The organism is Caulobacter sp. SRI_014 (assembly GCF_057586315.1).
Window position 1 is genome coordinate 46,492 of the sequence record NZ_JBYCZQ010000006.1, and the last position, 20,264, is coordinate 66,755.

At 67.5% G+C, this 20,264-nt stretch carries 20 protein-coding genes; 16 read left to right on the forward strand and 4 right to left on the reverse strand.

The annotated features are described in order from the left end of the window. Positions 1-11: 11 nt before the first annotated feature. The 10 genes from AC2YG9_RS14315 (at position 12) to AC2YG9_RS14360 (ending at position 8,233) form a co-directional block, all read left to right on the forward strand. Positions 12-707 (forward strand): RibD family protein, encoded by a 696-nt coding sequence (locus AC2YG9_RS14315; protein ID WP_487298649.1) that lies wholly within the window; start codon positions 12-14, stop codon positions 705-707. A gap of 1 nt (position 708) precedes the next feature. Beyond that, a complete protein-coding gene (locus AC2YG9_RS14320; RefSeq protein ID WP_487298650.1) occupies positions 709-1,302 on the forward strand; it encodes a riboflavin synthase in 594 nt (197 codons plus the stop codon). Beyond that, on the forward strand, positions 1,299-2,420 hold the full coding sequence (gene ribB, locus AC2YG9_RS14325) for a 3,4-dihydroxy-2-butanone-4-phosphate synthase (RefSeq protein WP_487298651.1): 1,122 nt from the start codon (positions 1,299-1,301) through the stop codon (positions 2,418-2,420). The genes AC2YG9_RS14320 and ribB overlap by 4 nt, the downstream gene beginning before the upstream one ends. Further along, positions 2,417-2,878: a 6,7-dimethyl-8-ribityllumazine synthase gene (ribH, locus tag AC2YG9_RS14330; protein ID WP_487298652.1), complete on the forward strand. Its 462-nt coding sequence runs from the start codon at positions 2,417-2,419 to the stop codon at positions 2,876-2,878. Before ribB ends, ribH begins: the two co-directional genes overlap by 4 nt. Beyond that, on the forward strand, positions 2,875-3,411 hold the full coding sequence (gene nusB, locus AC2YG9_RS14335; RefSeq protein WP_487298653.1) for a transcription antitermination factor NusB: 537 nt from the start codon (positions 2,875-2,877) through the stop codon (positions 3,409-3,411). The genes ribH and nusB overlap by 4 nt, the downstream gene beginning before the upstream one ends. Then, the gene (thiL, locus tag AC2YG9_RS14340; RefSeq protein ID WP_487298654.1) at positions 3,395-4,366 is read left to right on the forward strand and encodes a thiamine-phosphate kinase; all 972 of its coding nucleotides are present in this window, start codon (positions 3,395-3,397) and stop codon (positions 4,364-4,366) included. Before nusB ends, thiL begins: the two co-directional genes overlap by 17 nt. Positions 4,367-4,543: 177 nt before the next feature. After that, a complete protein-coding gene (locus tag AC2YG9_RS14345; protein ID WP_487298655.1) occupies positions 4,544-4,891 on the forward strand; it encodes a GIY-YIG nuclease family protein in 348 nt (115 codons plus the stop codon). 24 nt (positions 4,892-4,915) lie between these two features. Continuing rightward, positions 4,916-5,350: a hypothetical protein gene (locus tag AC2YG9_RS14350; protein ID WP_487298656.1), complete on the forward strand. Its 435-nt coding sequence runs from the start codon at positions 4,916-4,918 to the stop codon at positions 5,348-5,350. A 162-nt stretch (positions 5,351-5,512) separates the two neighbouring features. Then, positions 5,513-7,642, forward strand: a complete 2,130-nt coding sequence (locus AC2YG9_RS14355; protein WP_487298657.1) for a sodium-translocating pyrophosphatase — start codon at positions 5,513-5,515, stop codon at positions 7,640-7,642. A 75-nt stretch (positions 7,643-7,717) separates the two neighbouring features. Then, entirely contained in the window at positions 7,718-8,233 is a 516-nt protein-coding gene (locus AC2YG9_RS14360; RefSeq protein ID WP_487298658.1) for a DUF2846 domain-containing protein, read from the forward strand. 182 nt (positions 8,234-8,415) lie between these two features. Here the strand turns inward: AC2YG9_RS14360 and AC2YG9_RS14365 are convergent, their stop codons facing one another. After that, positions 8,416-9,213: a Fic family protein gene (locus tag AC2YG9_RS14365; protein ID WP_487298659.1), complete on the reverse strand. Its 798-nt coding sequence runs from the start codon at positions 9,211-9,213 to the stop codon at positions 8,416-8,418. Between the two features lie 119 nt (positions 9,214-9,332). On the opposite strand from AC2YG9_RS14365, the gene AC2YG9_RS14370 reads away from it, so the two are divergent. Genes AC2YG9_RS14370 through AC2YG9_RS14395 form a run of 6 tightly spaced genes read left to right on the forward strand, consistent with a single transcriptional unit; the run spans position 9,333 to position 16,809 of the window. Beyond that, a complete protein-coding gene (locus tag AC2YG9_RS14370) occupies positions 9,333-10,544 on the forward strand; it encodes a hypothetical protein (protein WP_487298660.1) in 1,212 nt (403 codons plus the stop codon). Positions 10,545-10,568: 24 nt separating this feature from the next. Further along, complete coding sequence (locus AC2YG9_RS14375) at positions 10,569-11,336, forward strand: hypothetical protein (protein ID WP_487298661.1); 768 nt, start codon at positions 10,569-10,571, stop codon at positions 11,334-11,336. Between the two features lie 20 nt (positions 11,337-11,356). Beyond that, a complete protein-coding gene (locus tag AC2YG9_RS14380) occupies positions 11,357-12,607 on the forward strand; it encodes an HlyD family secretion protein (RefSeq protein WP_487298662.1) in 1,251 nt (416 codons plus the stop codon). Between the two features lie 11 nt (positions 12,608-12,618). Continuing rightward, complete coding sequence (locus AC2YG9_RS14385) at positions 12,619-14,730, forward strand: peptidase domain-containing ABC transporter (RefSeq protein WP_487298663.1); 2,112 nt, start codon at positions 12,619-12,621, stop codon at positions 14,728-14,730. Between the two features lie 58 nt (positions 14,731-14,788). After that, positions 14,789-16,090 carry a replication-associated recombination protein A gene (locus tag AC2YG9_RS14390; protein ID WP_487298664.1) on the forward strand — a complete coding sequence of 434 codons (1,302 nt, stop codon included), beginning with the start codon at positions 14,789-14,791 and terminating at the stop codon, positions 16,088-16,090. Further along, entirely contained in the window at positions 16,087-16,809 is a 723-nt protein-coding gene (locus tag AC2YG9_RS14395; RefSeq protein ID WP_487298665.1) for an RluA family pseudouridine synthase, read from the forward strand. Before AC2YG9_RS14390 ends, AC2YG9_RS14395 begins: the two co-directional genes overlap by 4 nt. A 148-nt stretch (positions 16,810-16,957) precedes the next feature. On the opposite strand, the gene pip is transcribed toward AC2YG9_RS14395, so the two are convergent. The 3 genes from pip to AC2YG9_RS14410 all read right to left on the reverse strand — a co-directional run bounded on the left by pip (position 16,958) and on the right by AC2YG9_RS14410 (position 20,157). Then, complete coding sequence (gene pip, locus AC2YG9_RS14400; protein WP_487298666.1) at positions 16,958-17,950, reverse strand: prolyl aminopeptidase; 993 nt, start codon at positions 17,948-17,950, stop codon at positions 16,958-16,960. A 47-nt stretch (positions 17,951-17,997) separates the two neighbouring features. Beyond that, complete coding sequence (locus tag AC2YG9_RS14405; RefSeq protein ID WP_487298667.1) at positions 17,998-19,002, reverse strand: alpha/beta fold hydrolase; 1,005 nt, start codon at positions 19,000-19,002, stop codon at positions 17,998-18,000. Between the two features lie 69 nt (positions 19,003-19,071). Beyond that, positions 19,072-20,157, reverse strand: coding sequence for an acyltransferase family protein (locus AC2YG9_RS14410; protein WP_487298668.1), 1,086 nt, complete (start codon positions 20,155-20,157; stop codon positions 19,072-19,074). Positions 20,158-20,264: the final 107 nt, after the last annotated feature.

Consider the following 20,264-nt stretch of genomic DNA (forward strand, 5'->3'; position numbering starts at 1 on the left):
GTTCGTCCCCAGTGCGCGTCACCCTCAAGCTCGCAACTTCTCTCGACGGCCGGATCGCCACCGCGTCTGGTGAAAGCCGCTGGATCACGGGTCCCGCGGCCCGTGAGGAGGTGCACCGCCTGCGCGCCATGCACCAGGCCGTGCTGGTCGGGGTCGATACCGCCATCGCCGATGATCCGGAACTCACCGTCCGCCTTTCGGGCTTCGTCGGCCTTCAGCCGGCGCGGGTCGTTCTGGACAGTCGCCAACGTCTGCCGTCCAACACGAAACTGGTCCACGAGGCCAACCGCCTCGACACCGTGGTGATTTCCACCCTGCCGCCAAACAATCGTTTGACTGACGCGGGGGTCAACGTCCTACAGGTGGACTCGCAAGATGCCCGACCGGACTTGCCACAGGCCTTGAACGCCCTGTCCGGTTGGCTGAACCGTAGGGTCAGCGCACGCCTGCCGACCACGCCGCCCGAGGACTTCGCGTTCGAGGCCAGCGTGTTGATCGAGGGCGGCGGTCAGGTGGCGGCGAGTTTCCTCAAAGCCGGCCTGGTCGACGCCATCGAGTGGTTTCGGGCGCCGATGATCCTTGGGGATGAGGGGCGTCCGGCCGTCGGCGAGTTCGTGCTGAACCGCCTGGCCGACGCGCCCCGGTTCAAACGGCTTGCGGTTCATCAGGTCGGCGACGACCTGTGGGAGCGCTACGAAAGGCTTTGAGATGTTCACCGGAATAGTCACCGACGTCGGCCGGGTCCGCTCGGTCCGACAGACCAATCGCGACCGCCGCTACGAGATCGAGACGGCCTACGACGTCGCCTCGATCGATCTGGGCGCCAGCATCAGCCACGCCGGCTGTTGCCTGACCGTGGTCGAGAAGGGCGATACCTGGTTCGCCGTCGAGGTCTCGGGCGAGACCCTGGCCCACACGACCCTTGGGCAATGGGAGGAGGGCCACCGGGTCAACCTCGAACGCGCCGCGCGCCTCGGCGACGAGATGGGCGGCCATGTGGTCAGCGGCCATGTCGACGGGGTGGGAGAGGTGCTCTCCATCACGCCTGAAGGCGGCTCGCACCGCTATCGCATCCGTGCCCCGCGCCCGTTGCATCGCCTGATTGCGCCCAAGGGGTCGATCTCGGTCGAGGGCGTCAGCCTGACCGTCAATGAAGTCGAGGACGACGTCTTCGGCCTCAACATCATCCCGCACACCTGGGACGTCACCACGCTGGGCGAACTGAAACCCGGTTCGAAGGTCAATCTCGAGATCGATATGCTGGCGCGATACCTCGCGCGGTGGCAGGAGACCGCGTCATGAGCCACGACACCCCCATCTCCGCCATCGAGGACATCATCGAGGACGCCCGCAATGGCCGTCCCTACATCCTCGTCGATGCGGAAGACCGCGAGAACGAGGGCGATGTCATCATCCCCGCCCAGTTCGCCACCCCCGAACAGATCAACTTCATGGCGCGCTTCGCGCGGGGGCTGATCTGTCTCTCCATCACCAACGACCGCGCCAAGGCCCTGCGCCTGCCGCCTATGGCCGCTGAGAACCGCGAGAGCATGGGCACGGCCTTCACCGTCTCCATCGAGGCCAAGGAAGGCGTCACCACAGGCATCTCGGCCCACGACCGGTCGCACACCGTCGCCGTCGCCATCGATCCGACCAAGGGCCCGGACGACATCGTCACCCCCGGCCACGTCTTCCCGCTGGTCGCCAAGGACGGCGGCGTGCTGGTTCGCGCCGGCCACACCGAGGCGGCCGTCGATATCTCGCGCCTGGCCGGCCTCAACCCGGCCGGCGTGATCTGCGAGATCATGAACGATGACGGCACCATGGCCCGCCTGCCGGAACTGGTCGCCTTCGCCCAGCTGCACGGCCTGAAGATCGGCACCATCGCGGATCTGATCGCCTATCGCCGCCGCAACGAGCGCCAGGTCGAACGGGCGCTGGAGCGGCCCTTCATCTCGAACTTCGGCGGCGAGTTCCGGATGATCGTCTACCGCAACAGCATCGACAAATGCGAACACGTGGCCCTGGTGAAGGGCAGGATCGACCCCGATCACCCGACCCTCGTGCGCATGCACCAGGTCGATATGGCCGCCGACATGCTGGGCGCCCTGGGGGCCCGCACCGACTACATTCCGTCGGCCCTGAAGGCCATCGGCGAGCATGACGGTCCCGGCGTGGCGGTCTTCATCCGCGACCCGAACCCCGCCTGGCTCAGCGAGCGCTACGGCATCGACACCGAGGTCGGCAGCCAGTATCGAAACAACGCCTTGCGCGACTATGGCGTCGGGGCGCAAATCCTCCTCGACCTTGGCGTGCGGGAGATGATCCTGCTGACCTCCAGCCCGTTCAAGCCGGCGGCGCTCGAAGGTTATGGGCTTAAGATCGTGGGCCGGGCCCCGATCTCTGGAGAGAGTGAATGATCGACGACATCGTCCGCATCCTGATCGTCGAGGGGCGTTTCTATAACGACCTCTCGGACGAACTGCTGCGCGGGGCCACCGACGCCATCACCGCGTTCGGCGCCGAGTATGACGTCGTCACCGTGCCCGGCGCCCTGGAGATTCCCGGTGTCATCGCCCTGGCCGACGAGGGTGGCCGACGCCCGGCCGGCGTGAAGTACGACGGCTACGTCGCCCTGGGCGTCGTCATCCGTGGCGAGACGTACCACTTCGAGATTGTCTCCAATGAAAGCTGCCGGGGCGTCATGGACCTGACGCTGAAGGGCCTGCCGATCGGCAACGGCATCCTGACCGTCGAGGACGAGGAACAGGCCTGGGCCCGCGCCCGCGTTTCCGAGGGCGACAAGGGCGGCGGCGCGGCCCGCGCGGCGCTCGACGTCATCACCCACAAGCGCCGCCTGCTGGGAGGCCCGCGATGAGCGACGATCCCAAGCCGGGCAACCTGGCCGATGCCTTCGACAAGCTGCAGAAGCTGGCCGAGGACAGGCCGGTCGCCAACCTGAGCGCCAAGGAGCGCCGGGCCCGCACGGTCTCCCGCCTGGCCGCCGTCCAGGCGCTGTACCAGATGGAAATGACCGGGGCCGGCGTCGAAGCCGTCATCCGCGAGTTCAGCGACCACCGCTTCGACCGCGACATCGAGGGCGAACTGCTGGCCCAGGCCGACGAGGAATTCTTCGCCGACCTGATCCGCGGCGCCGTCGGCGAGCAGGGCGAGATCGACAAGGCCGTCACCGCCCGCCTGGCCTCCAACTGGAAGCTCGACCGCCTCGACGCCACCGCCCGCGCCATCCTGCGCGCCGGCGCCTGGGAGCTGCTGCGCCGCCCCGACGTGCCGCTGGAAGTGGCCATCGACGAGTACGTCGAAATCGCCAAGTCCTTCTTCGAGGGCCCGGAACCGGGCTTCATCAACGGCGCGCTGGACGGGATCGCCAAGGATGCCCGCAGGGCCTGATCCGCAAGGGGAGGGGGAGTTCGACTGGATCGAGCGCCTCCTCCGCCCGCTTACCCTGGGCGCGCCCGGGGCCCTGGACCTGCTCGACGACGCCGCCGTCATCCGCCCGCGCGAGGGCTGTGACCTCGTCGTCACCAAGGACGCCATGGTCTCCGGCGTCCACTTCCTGCCGGACGACCCCCTGGACACGGTGGCCCGCAAGCTGCTGGCCGTGAACCTCTCCGACCTCGCCGCCAAGGGCGCCGAGCCGATTGGGTACTTCCTGTCGGTCGCCTGGCCCAGGGACACCGACTGGTCCGCCAAGGTCCTGTTCACCGATGGCCTGCGTGACGCCGGGCAACGCTGGCGCCTGCCCCTCCTCGGCGGCGACACTGTCTCCACCCCCGGCCCCTTGACCCTGTCCGCCACCCTGATGGGCGAGGTCCCCACCGGCGGCATGATCCGCCGCGCCACGGCCCAACCCGGCGACCTCCTGATGGTCAGCGGCCCCATTGGCGATGGCTGGCTGGGGCTACAGGCGGCGCGGGGTCTGATCGCAGGACCTCGCCTGGCCGCACACTACCGCACGCCCGAACCGCGCCTGGACCTGATCGGAACCCTCCGCCAGTTCGCGCGAGCCAGCGCCGATGTATCGGACGGGCTGCTTGCAGACGCGGGCCGGATCGCGATCGCCAGCGGCTTAGCGGTCGAGGTGGCCTTGGACCAGATGCCCGTCTCGGAGGAAGCTGCACGTTGGCTGGCCGACCAACCGGACGAGGCCCGGGCCCGCCTGACCCTGGCCACCGGCGGCGACGACTACCAGATCGTCTGCGCCGTCGACCCGTCGGAACTGCCGGCGCTGCACGCGGCGGAGACGGGGCTGACAGTGGTTGGCCGGTTCCGCTTGGGGGAAGGGGTGTCGGCGACCTTTGACGGCGAACCGCTCTCAGTCTCCTCCTTCGGTTGGACCCACTAACCTCTCCCCAAAATCCGCTCATCCCGACGAAAGTCGGGACCCAGTGTCCGCCGGCGGAACAGGCGCTGGCGCTGATCAGAGCTGAAGCCATTCGCCGCTTGCCAGCTGGGTCCCGACTTTGGTCGGGATGAGCGGAAAATATGTTGCTTGTTTGTTCTATTTTGATCAAACTCAGCCATGGCCTTCTATTGCTACATCGTGGCGAGCGGTCGAAACGGGACCCTCTACATCGGCCATACCGATGACCTCACGGTCCGCATCAGTCAGCACAAGCAGAAACTGATCCCGGGCTTCACCTCAAGGTACGGCTGCGACCAACTCGTCTGGTTCTGCCCCCATGACAGCCGAGAAGCGGCCTTCCTTCACGAGCGCAGACTGAAAGAGTGGCGCCGCGATTGGAAACTCCAGCTCATCGAAACTTCCAACCCAGACTGGCGTGACCTCTACTGGGAGGCCTGTGGCATCCACGACCCATCGAAACCCTACGTCATCACCGGTCTCGATCTGCCCGAAACCCACCCTTAACCACACCCGCGCATAACCACCCTCATGGATCGCCGCGCCCTCTTTGCCCTTGCGCCAGCCCTGCTGGTCGCCACCGCCGCCCAGGCCGCGGGCGGGGGCGGAGCCAAGAAGGACTCCGCGGGCCAGTACGTCGATCTCGCCCCCATCGCCCTGCCGGTCGTGGCCGGCGGCAAGCTGATCAACTACGTCTTCGTCTCCCTGCGGCTGAATCTCAGCCCCTCGGCTGACGCCGTGAAGCTGCGCGCCAAGGAACCCTGGTTCCGCGACGCCATGGTCCGGGCCGGCCACCGCGCCCCTTTCACCAATCCGAAGAACTATCTGGTCCTCGACGAGGCCCGGCTGAAGTCGGTTCTGCTGCGCGAGGCGGGCGCCATTGCCGGCGCTCGGAACTTCACCTCGGTGACCGTTACCTCGATGACGCCCAAGCAGCGCAGCGGTTTGCCGCGCCCTCCGGCGTAGCCAAAACCCTTCGGCGCCATTGCGCCGCATTTCCCTAACTGGCAAAGACTGGCCGTCTTTTCGCACACGGGCGGATTCCGCCTGATGAGAAGGGGGTCTGGAAGCCGCTCAGAGCAGCGGGCCAAAGCCTCCCGCAAGGAAACAAAGGGGCTTCTTCTCACAATGACTACCGATCAATTCCTCTGGCTTGCCATCGGGGGCGGCTTTGTCGCCGTCCTCTACGGCATCTTCCAGACCATGGCGCTGCTGCGCAAATCGCCGGGCAACGCCCGCATGCAGGAAATCGCCGCCGCCATTCAGGAAGGCGCGCAAGCCTACCTGAACCGCCAGTACGCCACCATCGGCGCCATCGGCGCGGTCATCCTGGTCGCGCTCTACTTCGTGCTGGGCCTGCTGCCGGCCATCGGCTTCCTGGTCGGCGCGGTGCTGTCCGGCGCCGCCGGCTTCATCGGCATGCTGATCTCGGTCCGGGCCAACGTGCGCACGGCCCAGGCCGCGTCCGAGAGCCTCGGCAAGGGCCTCAACGTCGCCTTCACCTCGGGCGCCATCACCGGCATGCTGGTGGCCGGCCTCGCCCTGCTGGGCGTCGCGGGCTACTACTACGTGCTGACCAACCTGGTGGAGACCCAAGGCCGCGACATCGTCGACAGCCTGGTCTGCCTGGGTCTCGGCGCCTCGCTGATCTCCATCTTCGCCCGTCTCGGCGGCGGTATCTTCACCAAGGGCGCCGACGTCGGCGGCGACATGGTCGGCAAGGTCGAAGCCGGTATCCCGGAAGATGACCCCCGCAACGCCGCCACCATCGCCGACAACGTCGGCGACAACGTCGGCGACTGCGCCGGCATGGCCGCCGACCTGTTCGAGACCTATGCGGTGACCACCGTCGCCACCATGGTCCTGGCCAGCATCCTGTTCACCGGCGCCGAAGGCGTGGCGATGATGATGCTGCCGCTGGCCATCTGCGGCATCTGCATCTTCACCTCGATCATCGGCACCTTCGCCGTCCGTCTGGGCAAGAAGCAGAACATCATGGGCGCCCTCTACCAGGGCCTCATCGTCACCGGCATCCTGTCGATCCCGGCTGTCTGGTGGGTTGTCCATGCTCTGGTCCCGACCCCGATCACCGCGGGCGGCGTCACCTACACCGCCGACGCCCTCAGCTACTGCGGCTTCGCCGGCCTCGCCGTCACCGCCCTGATCGTCATGATCACCGAGTACTACACCGGCACCAACTTCCGCCCGGTCCGCTCGGTCGCTCAGGCTTCGGTCAGCGGGCACGGCACCAACGTCATCCAGGGCCTGGCCATGAGCCTCGAGTCCACCGCGCTGCCCGCGCTGGTGATCATCGTCGGCATCATCGTCACCTACACCCTGGGCGGCCTGTTCGGCATCGCCATCGCCACCACCACCATGCTGTCGCTCGCCGGCTTCATCGTGGCGCTGGACGCCTTCGGCCCGGTCACCGACAACGCCGGCGGCATCGCCGAAATGGCCGGTCTGCCCCCGGAAGTCCGCGTCACCACCGACGCCCTGGACGCCGTCGGCAACACCACCAAGGCCGTCACCAAGGGCTATGCGATCGGTTCGGCCGGTCTCGGCGCCCTGGTGCTGTTCGCCGCCTACACCGAAGACCTGAAGTTCTTCGCCGCCAACGCGGTGGACGGCTCCTTCTTCTTCGGCCTCGGCGACGTCGCCTTCGACCTGTCCAACCCCTACGTCGTGGTCGGCCTGCTGTTCGGGGGGCTGCTGCCCTTCCTGTTCGGCGGCATGTCGATGACCGCCGTGGGCCGCGCCGCCGAAGCGGTGGTGCATGAGGTCCGCCGTCAGTTCCGGGAAAACCCCGGCATCATGACCGGCGAGGTCAAGCCCGAGTACGGCAAGGCCGTCGACATCCTGACCAAGGCCGCGATCCGCGAGATGATCGTACCCTCGCTGCTGCCGGTCGTGTCGCCCATCGCGCTGTTCTTCATCCTCGACCAGATCACCACCCGCCAGAACGCCTTCGCCGGCCTCGGCGCGATGCTGATGGGGGTGATCGTCACCGGCCTGTTCGTCGCCATCTCGATGACCAGCGGCGGCGGCGCCTGGGACAACGCCAAGAAGATCATCGAAGAGGGCTTCACCGACAAGGACGGCGTCCTCCATGGCAAGGGTTCGGAGGCTCACAAGGCCGCCGTCACCGGCGACACCGTCGGCGACCCCTACAAGGACACCTCGGGTCCCGCCGTGAACCCGATGATCAAGATCACCAACATCGTCGCCCTGCTGCTGCTGGCCATCCTGGCGCACTAAGGCTGTCGATTATGTGTTGAGTTGCGGACGCCCCGGAGAGCAATCTCCGGGGCGTTTCGTTTGGGGGATTCCACAGTGTCGCGTCTGTCTCGTCGGGCCATGCTTGCGTCCCTGGCCATCGCGCCGTTGGCCACGCCCGCCTGGGCGCTCAAGCCTGCCCCCATCATGGCCCCGCGCCCGCCGGGCCCCGACGAGGCGCTGATCTACGTCTACCGGCCCTGGAGCTTTGCCCTGGGCGGGCGCGCGATGATGATCCGCGTGAATGGTGTGAAGGCGATCAAGCTGAACACCGAAGAGTACAGCTGGATGTACCTCAAGGCGGGGCCCTATGAGGTTGCCCTGACCGGCGACCTGGAGCTGGGCCTCATGATCCCTCCGAAGTGGGCGCAGGCCACGATGGAGGGAGGCGCGACCTATTTCACCCGCATCACGCTGCAGGGCAGGCCGAACGCCATCGTCGGCTTCCTGGAATCCACCAGCGAGCAGCAGGCTCTTCCGTTCATCCGTGGTGACTTCAAGCGCGGCCCCAACGGCTACAAGCGCAAGCCGCTCCTGAAGGAAGCCGCTGCGCTCGGCGCGACGGACGAGTAGGGGGGCGGGCGCCCACCCTGTCCATGGCTCGTCAGGGCCAATTCCCTGTTGCCAAAGCCCCGTTAGGCGACCCCGGCAATACTTCTGCCATGCTCCCGAAATGAACTTGCGCGACCGTATGACGCATGCAAGGGTTGATCATCCGGGGGATGTTTCGTGGTCGGATTCGTATCCAGATGGCATCAAGCGCCGTCCCCAATTGCTGGGTTCGGGCGCCGTCTGAGTTCCTCATCAAGCCAGGCAACGGCATCACAGGCCGTATGGACAACTGCGCTCAGGGCCCGTTCCAGCGCCGCCGGCTCGCCCGTTCTCGACAGCGCCAGGAGCGCTTTGTTCAGGCTGGGGCTCAGCAGGTAGAAGATGGGGGTCAGGGGGATGCTCGGGGCATCAAGCCCGTATGCGCGGGCCAGGCCCAGTTGGAACAGGGCGCGGGCCAGCCGGCCGTTTCCGTCGATCATTGGGTGGAACAGGATGGTCCCGGCGAACAGGGCGGCCGGCGTGGCCAGCCCGCCCGGCGGGAACGCCAACGCGTCGTTGATCCAGGGCAGCCACGCCGTGGTCCGTTCGGGTGGTTCGAACAGCATCCGCACACCCTCGACGGCGCCCTGCGGTCCGATCTCGCCGCGCTCCCGCAGGGTCGCGCGGGCGCCCAGCAGGCTGGAGGCGAGGGCGGTCACGGGCGCAAGCTCGATCCGGGGCTCCATGAACCTCGGCCATAGAGCCGACAGGGTCGGCTCACTGGCCGGCCGCAGCAGGGTCCGTCGCAGCATGTGGCCAAGAGCCGCCGGGTCCAGGGTCTCCATCGCCAGGTCCGGTGTGAAGGCGCCCGAGGCCATGGCATGGGCCAGGCGCAGCTCGTTTCCGATCGCATGGGTGGCCGTCGGGAACCGGCCGGACGCCTCGCGCACCCGCGACTCCAGGGCCGCGTCGGGCGCAATCCCCAGAAATCGATCCGCGCTCGGGCAGAGCATCCGTTGCATGAAAATTATCCACAGTTTAAGCGCGAGAACACCATAGAGAAACAATTGACAGTTGAATATAACTTTCGATTAGATGACCCATGGTTGCTAATGGCCATGTATAGTCGGGAAGATTTACTATGCGTAGACTTTTACCGGAAGAGATGGACCGCGTTGCGGGCGGCTATGATCCTGAAAATCCCTTTGCCACTTTTGATCTGGGCGGCGGCGATGGCGGCATCGGCGGCGACGACGGTGGCGGCGACCCGGGCGGCGGTGGTGACCCCGGCGGCGGCGGGGGTGGCGGCGATCCCGATCCGATCACGACGGACGAACTGGTCGATGAGATCCTCAATCTGATCGATCAGGCGGGCACCAACTACCTCGATCCGGCGTGGACGGCCGGGGGCGACGACAGTGGCGGCGGCCAGGTCGGGCACGACCAGAACAGCTACTACTGGGAGACGCTCGGCCAGCAGATCATGTCGAACTTCGACATGCAGTTTCAGGCCTTCCAGCAGGAGGCCGGAGACTATTTCGCCCACCAGCAGGCGGTGCAGGCCTTCCAGGCTTCGCTCAACCAGGCCATCGCCAACGGCGACGATATCGCGCCCTATCTTATCCAGTTGGGCTACAACCTTCCGCCCGGAACCGTCACCGCGGCTCAGACGGCCGGCGGCCAGACCGTCTACACCTTCACCGAGAGCGACGGCGATGTGTCGCCGGTGATCGTCATTGCCAACTGCGACAGCAACGGGAGCATCTCCAGCCTGGTCTTCACGTCGGGGCAGGGCTGGAACATCGCCGGCGGAATCTACGACAGGGTTACGCAGGCTATGGATGTTCTCGATGCGATCGAGGGCGCGTTCGAGCTCATCAAGACGGCTGATGACGTCAACACCCCGATGGTCAGCGCCGAGCATATCCGGACCAATCCGGACGGCAGCTGGAGCTATGCCATCACCGATGCGGATGGCCAGTTCGCGGGCTGGGTGACCGTCACCAGCACCGGTTGGTACTTCGAGAACAGCAATGACGTCATGACGTTCAACAAGGAGTATCCGACCAATTGGGGCACGCTCGAGGGCGTGACGTTCCAGGAGCAACTCGCGTTCCAGGATCGCGCCTGGGGCAATCCGCTCTCGAAGGTGATCCAGGCCATGTTCTTCGGCCCGCTCAACGCCACGACGAGCGGGCTCATGCCCATCGTGGTGGATATTCTCGGGAAGTTCGGCGTGAACGCCACCGGTTGGGCCGCCGGCCAGGGCAACCCGGACCTGTTCGTGCGGGCGCAGGAAGTCGCCTACGAAATGCGGAAGTTGAAGCTCCAGGGCTACAACCCGCCGAACTAACCTCTCTCAGTAAGGAGTATCGAAATGTCCTCGCATCGGTCCCGGCTCGCCTCGGCGGCGAGCCTGCTGTTCTGTATCGTCGCGGTCGCCTGCGCGCCGGCGCCGGCGCGGGGACAGGTCGCCGGCATCGAAAGGGTGCCGGACGGTCTCATCTTCGAAGGGGTGATCGATACCCCCGCGGTCGACCGGCTGGAGCGCGAGCTCCGGCCGGGCGACAGGCTGCTCATCGACAGCCAGGGCGGTGACGACGGCGCCGCCCTGCGCCTCGCCGAACTGGTCGTGGCCCGCGATGTCGGGGTGCTGGTCAATGGCCGCTGCTTCGCGCAGTGCGCCACCTATGTCTTCCTTGCCGCGCGGGGCGGTACGATCCGGCGCGGAACCTACCTCCTGTTTGGTCCCAGTCCCCTGGCGACCGAAGCGGCGCTCAATCTCAAGCCCGATCTGTTGAAGCCTGAGGAGGTCGCGGCCTGGACCCGGCATCTGACGCGCTACCGCAAGCTCCTGGCCAGGGTCCCCGGCGCCGAAGGGGTGCTCGCCTGTGCGGACAGGGGGCTGAAGGCCAATATCGCCGCCGCCGCAGCCGGCCCGCGACGGGAGGGTGACTTGCGCACCGTCCGCCTGCCAACGGCCTATGACCTGGCGGCCATTTCTTCCGACCAACTGACCGGAGCCGGCTTCGAACTTGCCGAGGGAGGCTGGTTCGCCCCCGCCGAAGTCCGCGACTCGGCCGTCCAGTTCCTTGGCCGCAAGATCGTCTGGCTGGACAGCCCGGCGGCCTGTGCGACGCCCTGATCCGGACGAGAGCCCCCTCCGTGGACGATCTCTTCCGCCCCCAGGCCACCTCCACCGCGGCCGAAGAACTGCATACGCCGGTCAAGCCGCCGGGCGCCCTTAGCTGGGCCTTCGTCGGCCTGCTGGCGGCGATCGTGGTCTTTGGCGTCGTGGCGCTCACCCAGGTTCATGTCAGCCGCAAGGAAACCGTCATCGGCGTGCTGCAGCCGCCGGCCGGCGCGGCGCGGGTCGTCGCGCCCTCGGGCGGAGTCGTGACCCAGGTCTTCCATCGCGAGGGGGACTGGCTGGAAAAGGGCGATCCCATCGCCATCATCGCCTCCGACCCGACCCTGCCGGGGGGAGAGCGCCTCAGCGATCTGCTGACCGCCGCCACCGCCGACCAGGCCTCGGCGCTGGGCGACCAGGCTGCCGCCAAATCGGCCGTGCTGCGCGTCCGGCAGAGCGAGATGGCCAACCGGCGCCAGGCCCTGATCGAGGACCTGCCGCGCCTGAAGCACGAGGCGGCTCTGCAGGAGCAACGCATCAAATACGCCCGCGAGAGCGCCGAGGCGGCCAAGACCCTGTTCGACAAACAACTGCTGCCAGCGCTGCAGTATCGCCAGCGGCAGGACGCCTTGGCCTTCGCCGAACAGGGGCTGTCGCAGCTGCTTCGGCAGATCGAAAGCGGCGGCGCCGAGATCCGCCAGATCGACGCCCAGATGCTCCGCATGCAGGCCGAGGACAAGGACGCTATCGCCAGCGTCCAGTTCGGCCGCGCTCAGCTCGACGAGCGCCTTGCGGCCATGAAGGCCGAGAGATCCTTTGTCCTGTCGGCGCCGGTGGCGGGTCGCCTCGGCGCCCTGCAGGCCACGACCGGCGCCGCTGTCCAGGCGGGCTCCACCGTCGGCGCGGTGCTGCCAAAGGACCTTGGCCTCCAGGCTGTGCTCTGGGTCTCCTCGTCCAGCATCGGCTTCGTGCGCAAGGGCGGCCGCGTCCGCCTGATGTACGACGCCTATCCCTACGAGCGGTTCGGCGCCGCCGAGGGATCGGTCCAGGAGGTCGCCCTGGCCCCCGTCTCGCCCACCGAGCTGCAGGCGGTCGGCATCAAGACCGAGCAGCCGCTGTACATGGTCCTGGTCAGACTGGCCTCGCAGGACGTCAACGCCTACGGCCGCAACTGGACCCTGGCCTCCGGCATGACCCTGCAGGCCGACATCATTCTCGAGCGTCAGTCGATCTTCGAATGGCTGACCGATGGCATCCGCGGCGCCCAACGCCGCCACGTACTGTAGGCCGGCGCCGCGTGAACTATCGCAATCTCAGACAGTCCGAAGTTTCCGAATGCGGTCTCATCGCCCTGGCGGCGGCGGCGCAGATCCTCGGGGTCGAGCATGAGCTCGGAACCCTGCGGCGCACCTATTCGGTGTCCTCGCGCGGGCTTACGGCGGCCCAGCTGGTCGAGATCGCCCAGGGCATGGGCCTGTCCCCCCGGGCTGTGCGGTGCGAGCTGGAGGACCTGGCGCGGCTGCGGCTGCCGGCGGTGCTGCACTGGGAGTTCAACCACTTCGTCGTGCTCACCCAGGTGAAGGGCGACCGCCTGCGGATCTACGACCCCAGGTCCGGCGAAGCCTGGGTGTCGCGGGCACGCGCCGATCAGGCCTTTACCGGCGTCGCCATCGAACTGGCCCGTTCCGGCGAGTTCAAACGCCGGGTCGAGAAGTCCACGCTCAATATCTTCAGCCTGTTCGAGTGGTCGCGGGGCCTGAAGGCCGGCCTGGTGCAGACGCTCCTGATCTCGGCCGTCCTCCAGGGCTTCGTGCTGCTGTCGCCCATGTTCCTGCAGGTGGCGGTCGACCAGGGGGCGGCGCGGGGCGATGTCGATATCGTCCAGCTGCTGTTCGGGGTCTTCCTGGTCGTCGCCATCTTCAACTTCGCGGCGGAGATCCTGCGCGGCCTGTCGGTCCAGCGGATCGGCGCCATGCTCGCCTGGGACATGAGCCGCCGCCTGCTGCGGCACATGATCAAGCTGCCGCTGCTCTGGTTCCAGAAGCGCAAGCTGGCGGACACGATCAGCCGGCTCGACGCCCTCATCCCGTTGAAGATGATGATCTCCAACGGCGTGGTCGGCGCGCTCGTCGACGGGATGCTGTCGATCACCACCCTGATCATGATGCTGATCTACCTGCCGACCCTGGCCTTCGTCGCCATCGGCGGGGTGCTGGTCTACATCGTGGTCCAGATCGCCTTCCTGCCGGTCTCCCTGCGGCGCGGGATGGACGCCCTGATGGCGACCATCGCCGAACAGTCCAAGCGCATCGAGGCGGTCCGCGCCATCCAGACGATCAAGGCGCTGGCCATCGAGCCCGAGCGGGTCGGGGACTGGGAGGGCAAACTGGCCAAGTCGGTCGCCGCCAACTACGAGGCCGCCCAGGTCAACGTCTATCAACGCGCCGCCGCCTCGCTGATCGAGGCGCTGGTGGTGGTCTCCAGCATCTATCTGGGCGTCCTGTCGGTGATGGAGGGCAAGACCACGGTCGGCGTCCTCTACGCCTTCCTCGCCTACCGGTCGCAGTTCTCCGGGCGCATCACCGCCGTGGTGGATCAGGCGATGCAGTGGCGGCTGCTGGACATGTACACCCACCGCCTCGCCGATGTGGTCCTGAGCCCGGCCGAGCCCGGCATCGACCGGCCGGTCGCGCCGACCGTCGACCTCACCGGCGCCATCACGGTCTCGAACCTGTCCTTCGTCTACGGCCACGGCGACCGGCCGATCCTGCGGCAACTGACCCTGAATGTGGCGCCGGGCGAGTTCGTCGCCATTGTCGGCCCGTCGGGGTCGGGCAAGTCCACCCTGCTCAAGATCATCGCCGGCCTCTATCCGCCCTCGGCGGGCCAGGTGCGCTATGACGACTCGACGCTCGAGACCCTGGGCGTGCGAACCGTCCGCAGCGCCATCGGCGTCGTGCTGCAGGACGACGAACTGTTTTCCGGCACCATCGCCGAGAATGTTTCCTCCTTCGATCCGCTGATCGACATGGAGCGGGTCTGGGATTGCCTGGCCACGGCCAGCATGGCGGCCGACGTGCGCGAGATGCCCCTGCTGTGCGACACGCCGGTCGGCGACCTTGGCTCCACCCTGTCTGGCGGGCAGAAGCAGCGCATCCTCCTGGCCCGCGCCCTCTATCGCCAGCCGAAGATCCTGGTGCTCGACGAGGCGACCTCGCACGTCGACGTCGGTTGCGAGCTGGAGATCAACCGGGCCCTGGCCGAACTCCGGATCACCCGCATCGTCGCCGCCCACCGGCCTGAAACCATCGCCGCGGCCGACCGGGTCATGCTGCTGCAGAACGGCGCGCTGTTCGGCGCCAAGGCGCCGACCCGGCCCGGGCTGGAGGCGGTCGCCCTGGCCACCTGACCGGGCTCTTTTCCGCCGGAGGGTCCAAACGGCCGCGAACTCCGCTAAGAGAAGCGCCATGTCCGACCTCTTCGAAGCCGCCGGCCTGACGCCGCACGCGCCCGCGCCGCTTCCCGAACGCCTGCGCCCGCAAACTCTCGACGACGTCGTCGGCCAGGAGCACCTGCTTGGCCCCGGCGGCCCGATCCGCCGGATGGTCGAGGGCAATCGTCTGGCCTCGATGATCCTCTGGGGCCCGCCCGGCACCGGCAAGACCACCATCGCCCGGCTTCTCGCCAAGGCCTCTGGCTACGAGTTCCAGCAACTCTCCGCCGTCTTCTCCGGCGTCGCCGACCTCAAGAAGGCCTTCGAACAGGCCCGCATGCGCCGCGCCGCCGGCCAGTCGACCCTGCTGTTCGTCGACGAGATCCACCGCTTCAACCGCGCCCAGCAGGACGGATTCCTGCCCTTCGTCGAGGAGGGCATCGTCACCCTGGTCGGCGCCACCACCGAAAATCCCAGTTTCGAGCTCAACGGCGCCCTGCTGTCCCGCAGCCAGGTCTTCGTCCTGCGCCGGCTCGACGACGACGCACAGCGGGGCCTGCTGACCAAGGCCGAGGCTGTCGAGGGCCGCAGCCTGCCGGTCGACGACAATGCCCGCGAGGCCCTGATCGCCATGGCCGACGGCGATGGCCGCTATCTGCTGACCCTGGCCGACACCCTGCTGGGCCTGGACTTCCCCCAGCCCCTCGACATCGCCGGCCTCTCTCAGGTCCTGCAGAAACGCAGCCCGGCCTACGACAAGGACCGCGAGGAGCACTACAACCTCATTTCGGCCCTCCATAAGTCGGTGCGCGGCTCCGATCCGGACGCCGCCCTCTACTGGCTGGCCCGCATGCTGGAGGGCGGCGAGAACCCGCTGTTCCTGGCCCGCCGCATCGTCCGCATGGCCAGCGAGGACATCGGCGAGGCCGACCCCCTGGCCCTGGTGATCGCCAACGCCGCCAAGGACACCTACGATTTCCTGGGCAGTCCGGAAGGCGAACTGGCCCTTGCCCAGGCCGTGGTCCACCTGGCCGCCGCGCCGAAGTCCAATGCTGTTTACAAGGCCTTCGGCGAGGCCCGCCGGGCCGCGAAGGAAACCGGCTCCCTGATGCCGCCGGCCCATGTCCTGAATGCGCCCACCAAGCTGATGAAGGACATAGGCTACGGCAAGAACTACGCCTACGACCCCGATACCGAGCGCGGCTTCTCCGGCCAGAACTACTTCCCGGACGGCATGGCCCGCCGCAAGTTCTACCAGCCGAAAGGCGAGGGGGCCGAAGCCCGCATCAAGGAGCGCCTCGACCGCTGGGCAGCCATGCGGGAGGAGGGCGAGTGAGCGGTCCGCTGAGTGAAGCGGACATCGCCTTCGTCAAATCCCTCGTCATCCACGAGGACGCCGCCATCATCGCCCTGAACAAGCCGTCCGGCCTCTCCAGCCAGGGCGGCCGCATCCAGGCCCACACCCTCGACGACCTGCTGGCCGCCTTCGCCAAGGCCAGCGGCAACCGCCCCCGCCTGGTCCACCGCCTCGACCGCGACACTTCGGGCGTCATCCTCACCGCCCGCACCAAGCCGGCCGCCGGCTTCCTCGGCAAGGCGATGATGGGCCGCCGCTTCCGCAAGACCTACCTGGCCATCGTCACCCCCGGCGCGCCCGATCCGACGGGGGGAACCATCGAGCATGCCCTGCGCCGCGAGGAAATCGGCCGCGAGAGCTACATGCGGATCGCCAAGGCCGATGAAGCGGGGGCCGAGACCGCGCTCACCCGCTACCGCACCCTGGCGAAGACAGAGGGTGCGGCCCTTGTCGAATGCAGCCCCCAGACGGGGCGGATGCACCAGCTACGCGTCCACCTGGCCAGTATAGGCCGGCCGATCGCTGGCGATGTCCGTTATGGCGGGGCGCTGACGGTGAACGGCGTCGCGGTCCCGAGACTGATGCTGCACGCGGTGCGACTGAGCTTCCCGCATCCAGAGGGCGGGACGACGACCATTGAAGCGCCGATGCCGGAGGATATGCAATCGGTGGCGGAGAGCCTCGGCCTCAATCCCTAGTTCCGCTCGTCCCGACGAAAGTCGGGATCCAGTGTCCGCCAGCGGACCAAGCGGTGGCGCTGACCAGAGCTGAGCCCTTCAACGGCCTGCCCGCTGGGTCCCGACTTTCGTCGGGATGAGCGGACGGGGGATGGAGGCCTGGAGGAGCCTAAACCTTCAACGCCGCGTCCGTCGCCCGGATCAGGCCGTCGATGATCCCGGGCTCGGTGGAGGCATGCCCCGCGTCCCAGATGATCTCGAACTGCGCCTCCGGCCACGCCTTGTGCAGCGCATAGGCTGTCTCCAGCGGCGTCACCACGTCGAACCGGCCCTGCACGATCCAGCCCGGAATGTGCCGGATGCTCTGCACATTCTTCAGCAGCCAGCCGTCCTCCTCGAAGAACCCCCGGTTGGCGAAGAAGTGGTTTTCGATTCTTGCAAAGGCGATGGCGAAGTCCGTCTCGTTGAACTTCGGCGGGCGCGCCTCGGGCCCCCGGATCGAGATGGTGTCGCCTTCCCACTGGCTCCAGGCCGCCGCCGCCACGCCTTGCACCCGGCGGTCCGGGTCGGTCAGGCGGCGGTGATAGGCGGCGATCAGGTCGCCGCGCTCGGCTTCCGGGATTGGGGCCTTGAACTTCTCGAAGGCGTCGGGGAACAGCATCCCCGCGCCGTCCTGGTAGAACCACTTCAACTCGCGCTGGGTGACCAGGAAGATCCCCCGCAGCACCAGCCCCATGACCCGCTCGGGATGGGTGATGGCGTAGGCAAGGGCAAGGGTCGAACCCCAGCTGCCCCCGAACACCACCCACTTCTCGATGCCCAGATGCTCGCGCAGCCGCTCGATGTCCTCGATCAGCGTCCAGGTCGTGTTGTCGTCCAGCGACGCATTGGGCCGGCTCTTGCCGCAGCCGCGCTGGTCGAACAGCGCCACCCGGTACTTCTGCGGGTCGAAGAACCGCCGCATGGTCGGGTTGATCGCCCCGCCCGGGCCGCCGTGCAGCACCACGGCCGGAACGCCGCCCGGATTGCCGCACTCCTCGAAGAAGATCTCGTGCGGCCCGTCGGTTTTCAGCCAGCCGAAATTGTACGGGTCGATCTCGGGGTAAAGACCCCGCCGGCCATGGCTTTGAGCGACGGAGGGATTCTGGGAAGCACGGTCCATCCGTGGTTTCTACGCTGCCGCGCAAAACCTCGCCAGTGACGTAACGTTCACGTCACCGGAAACCGCTTGTCGAGCCACGCCAGCAGCGCCCGATTGACCTCTTCCGGCTTCTCCTGCTGCGTCCAGTGGCCGCTGCCCTCGATCAGCACCTTTTCCAGGTCCTCGCAGATCGCCTCCATGCCGTCGGCGGAGGAGGGCGGCAGCACCGCGTCCTTCTCGGCCATGACCATCAGCGACGGCTGGCGCACCCGATGCTCGATGTCCTTCGAGGCATGCCAGTTGCGCGTGAAGTTGCGGTACCAGTTGATGCCGCCGGTGAACCCCGTCCGCTCGAAGGTCTCGACATAGGCCTCGAACTCGTCGTCGGTCAGGAAGAAGGGCCGGGGATCGACCTCCGGGCTCCACAGCTCCAGCATGTCGACCATGGCGAACAGCGAGGGATCGCCAGGCTTGCGCTCGGTCGAAAAACCGCCCGAGGCCGGCATCGGCATGTCCAGGGGACGCCGCAGGAAGAAGTCCATCACCTTGCGCGGGTTCTTGCCCAGCGCCTCGTCGGCCTCGCCCGGCGTCTGGAAGTGAACGATGTACATCCGCTCGCCCAGCCGGTTGCGCATGATCTCGATGGGGTCGGCCGGCGCGCGCGGGCTGAAGGGGGTGTTCAGGCTGATCACCCCGGCCACCCGGTCCGGATGGCGCACCGACATGTACCAGACCACGAAGCCGCCCCAGTCGTGGCCGCAGAAGATCGCCTTCTCGATGCCCAGATGGTCCATCAGCCCGACCAGGTCGCCGCACAGGTTCTCCAGGTCATAGCTCTCGACCGCCTCAGGCCGCTCGGTCAGGCCATAGCCCCGCTGGTCCGGCGCGATCACCCAGCGGCCGTGGTCGCTCAGCGTCTTGACCTGGTGGCGCCAGCTGAAGGCCAGCTCGGGGAAGCCGTGACTAAAGATGATGGGCACGCCCTTCTTCGGGCCGGCCTCGTAATAGGCCATGCGGATGCCGTTCACCTCGGCGTACTGCACCGGCGGCATCATCGTCTCGATGGCGGACATGGGGTCCCTCCCTGTTTTGGGGCAAGCTGAACCGGTGGCCGCCACGGAAGGCAACAGCTTTGAGCGTGATCAGCCCACCGTTTCGGTCGCCGGCTCTACGGCCGGTCCCGCCGTCCGGCGGGCGTCCGCGCGGCGGGCGTAGTCGAGGATCGGCTTCTCCAGCCCCTTCCACGAGGCCCAGGCCACCAGCACGGACACTCCGGCCGCCAGCCCGGTCACGGCCAGCTGCGGACCGCTGCCGACATCGGGCCGGTCACCCAGCACCAGGCCGTGCAACAGGCCGTTGATCGGCTGGTGCACGAGATACAGCCCATAGGAAATCGACCCCAGCCAGACCAGCACCGACGCCCGGGCGAACCGGATGTCGCTCTGCCCCAGCGCCGCCAGCAGGATCAGCCCCGACGCCGCCAGCCCGACCAGGGCCGGTGAGGCGACCACCGTCAGGCCATAGCTGCCCGTCGCCAGCACGCCGACCAGGGCGGCCACCGCGACCAGCACGACAAGGCGAATGGTCCCCAGCCGGGCCTCCAGGGCGAGGTTGCGTTGCATCCAGGCCGCCAGCACCCCGTACAGCAGCGTGTCCCAGCGCCCGGGCAACAGCATGCCCGCCGCCTCCGCATGGGCGGGAAACAGCGCCGCCCGGAACAGGATCGACGCCGCGCACAGCGCCAGCAGCACGACCGCCAGACGCCGGCGCGGCACGAAGGCGATCAGCGGCGGCAACAGCAGATAGAACTGCTCCTCCACCGCCAGCGTCCAGGTCGGCAGCAACCAGTGTCCGCCCTCGGCGCCCACCGCAATGGCGATGTTGCTGGTGAAGGTCAGATAGGCGGCCGGATGCAGGGTCGTGTCGGCCCAGTCGGTCCCCCGCGCCAGCGCCAGGGCTCCGAGCGTCAGCCCGACCACCGCCAGATAGATCGGAATGATCCGCGCCGCCCGCCGGGTGAAGAAGGCGCGGAAAAACCCGGGCTTGCCGATGTCGTCCAGGATGATGCCGCCGATCAGGTAGCCGGACAGGGCGAAGAACACGCTGACCCCCAGCCACCCCAGCGACAGGCCCTTGAACCCTTGCTCCGGCTCGCCGAACAGATGGGCCAGAAGCACCGCCAACGCCGCCAGGCCCCGCAGGCCGTCGAGCTCGCGAACCCGGGTCACGGGCCGCCAACGGCAGGCGCACCTGCTGTCCCCCTTACGCTACTCAAACGCTTACGCCCCCCGCTCCCGAAGGAGACTTACTCACTTCGAGTAGTGTATCGAGCCGG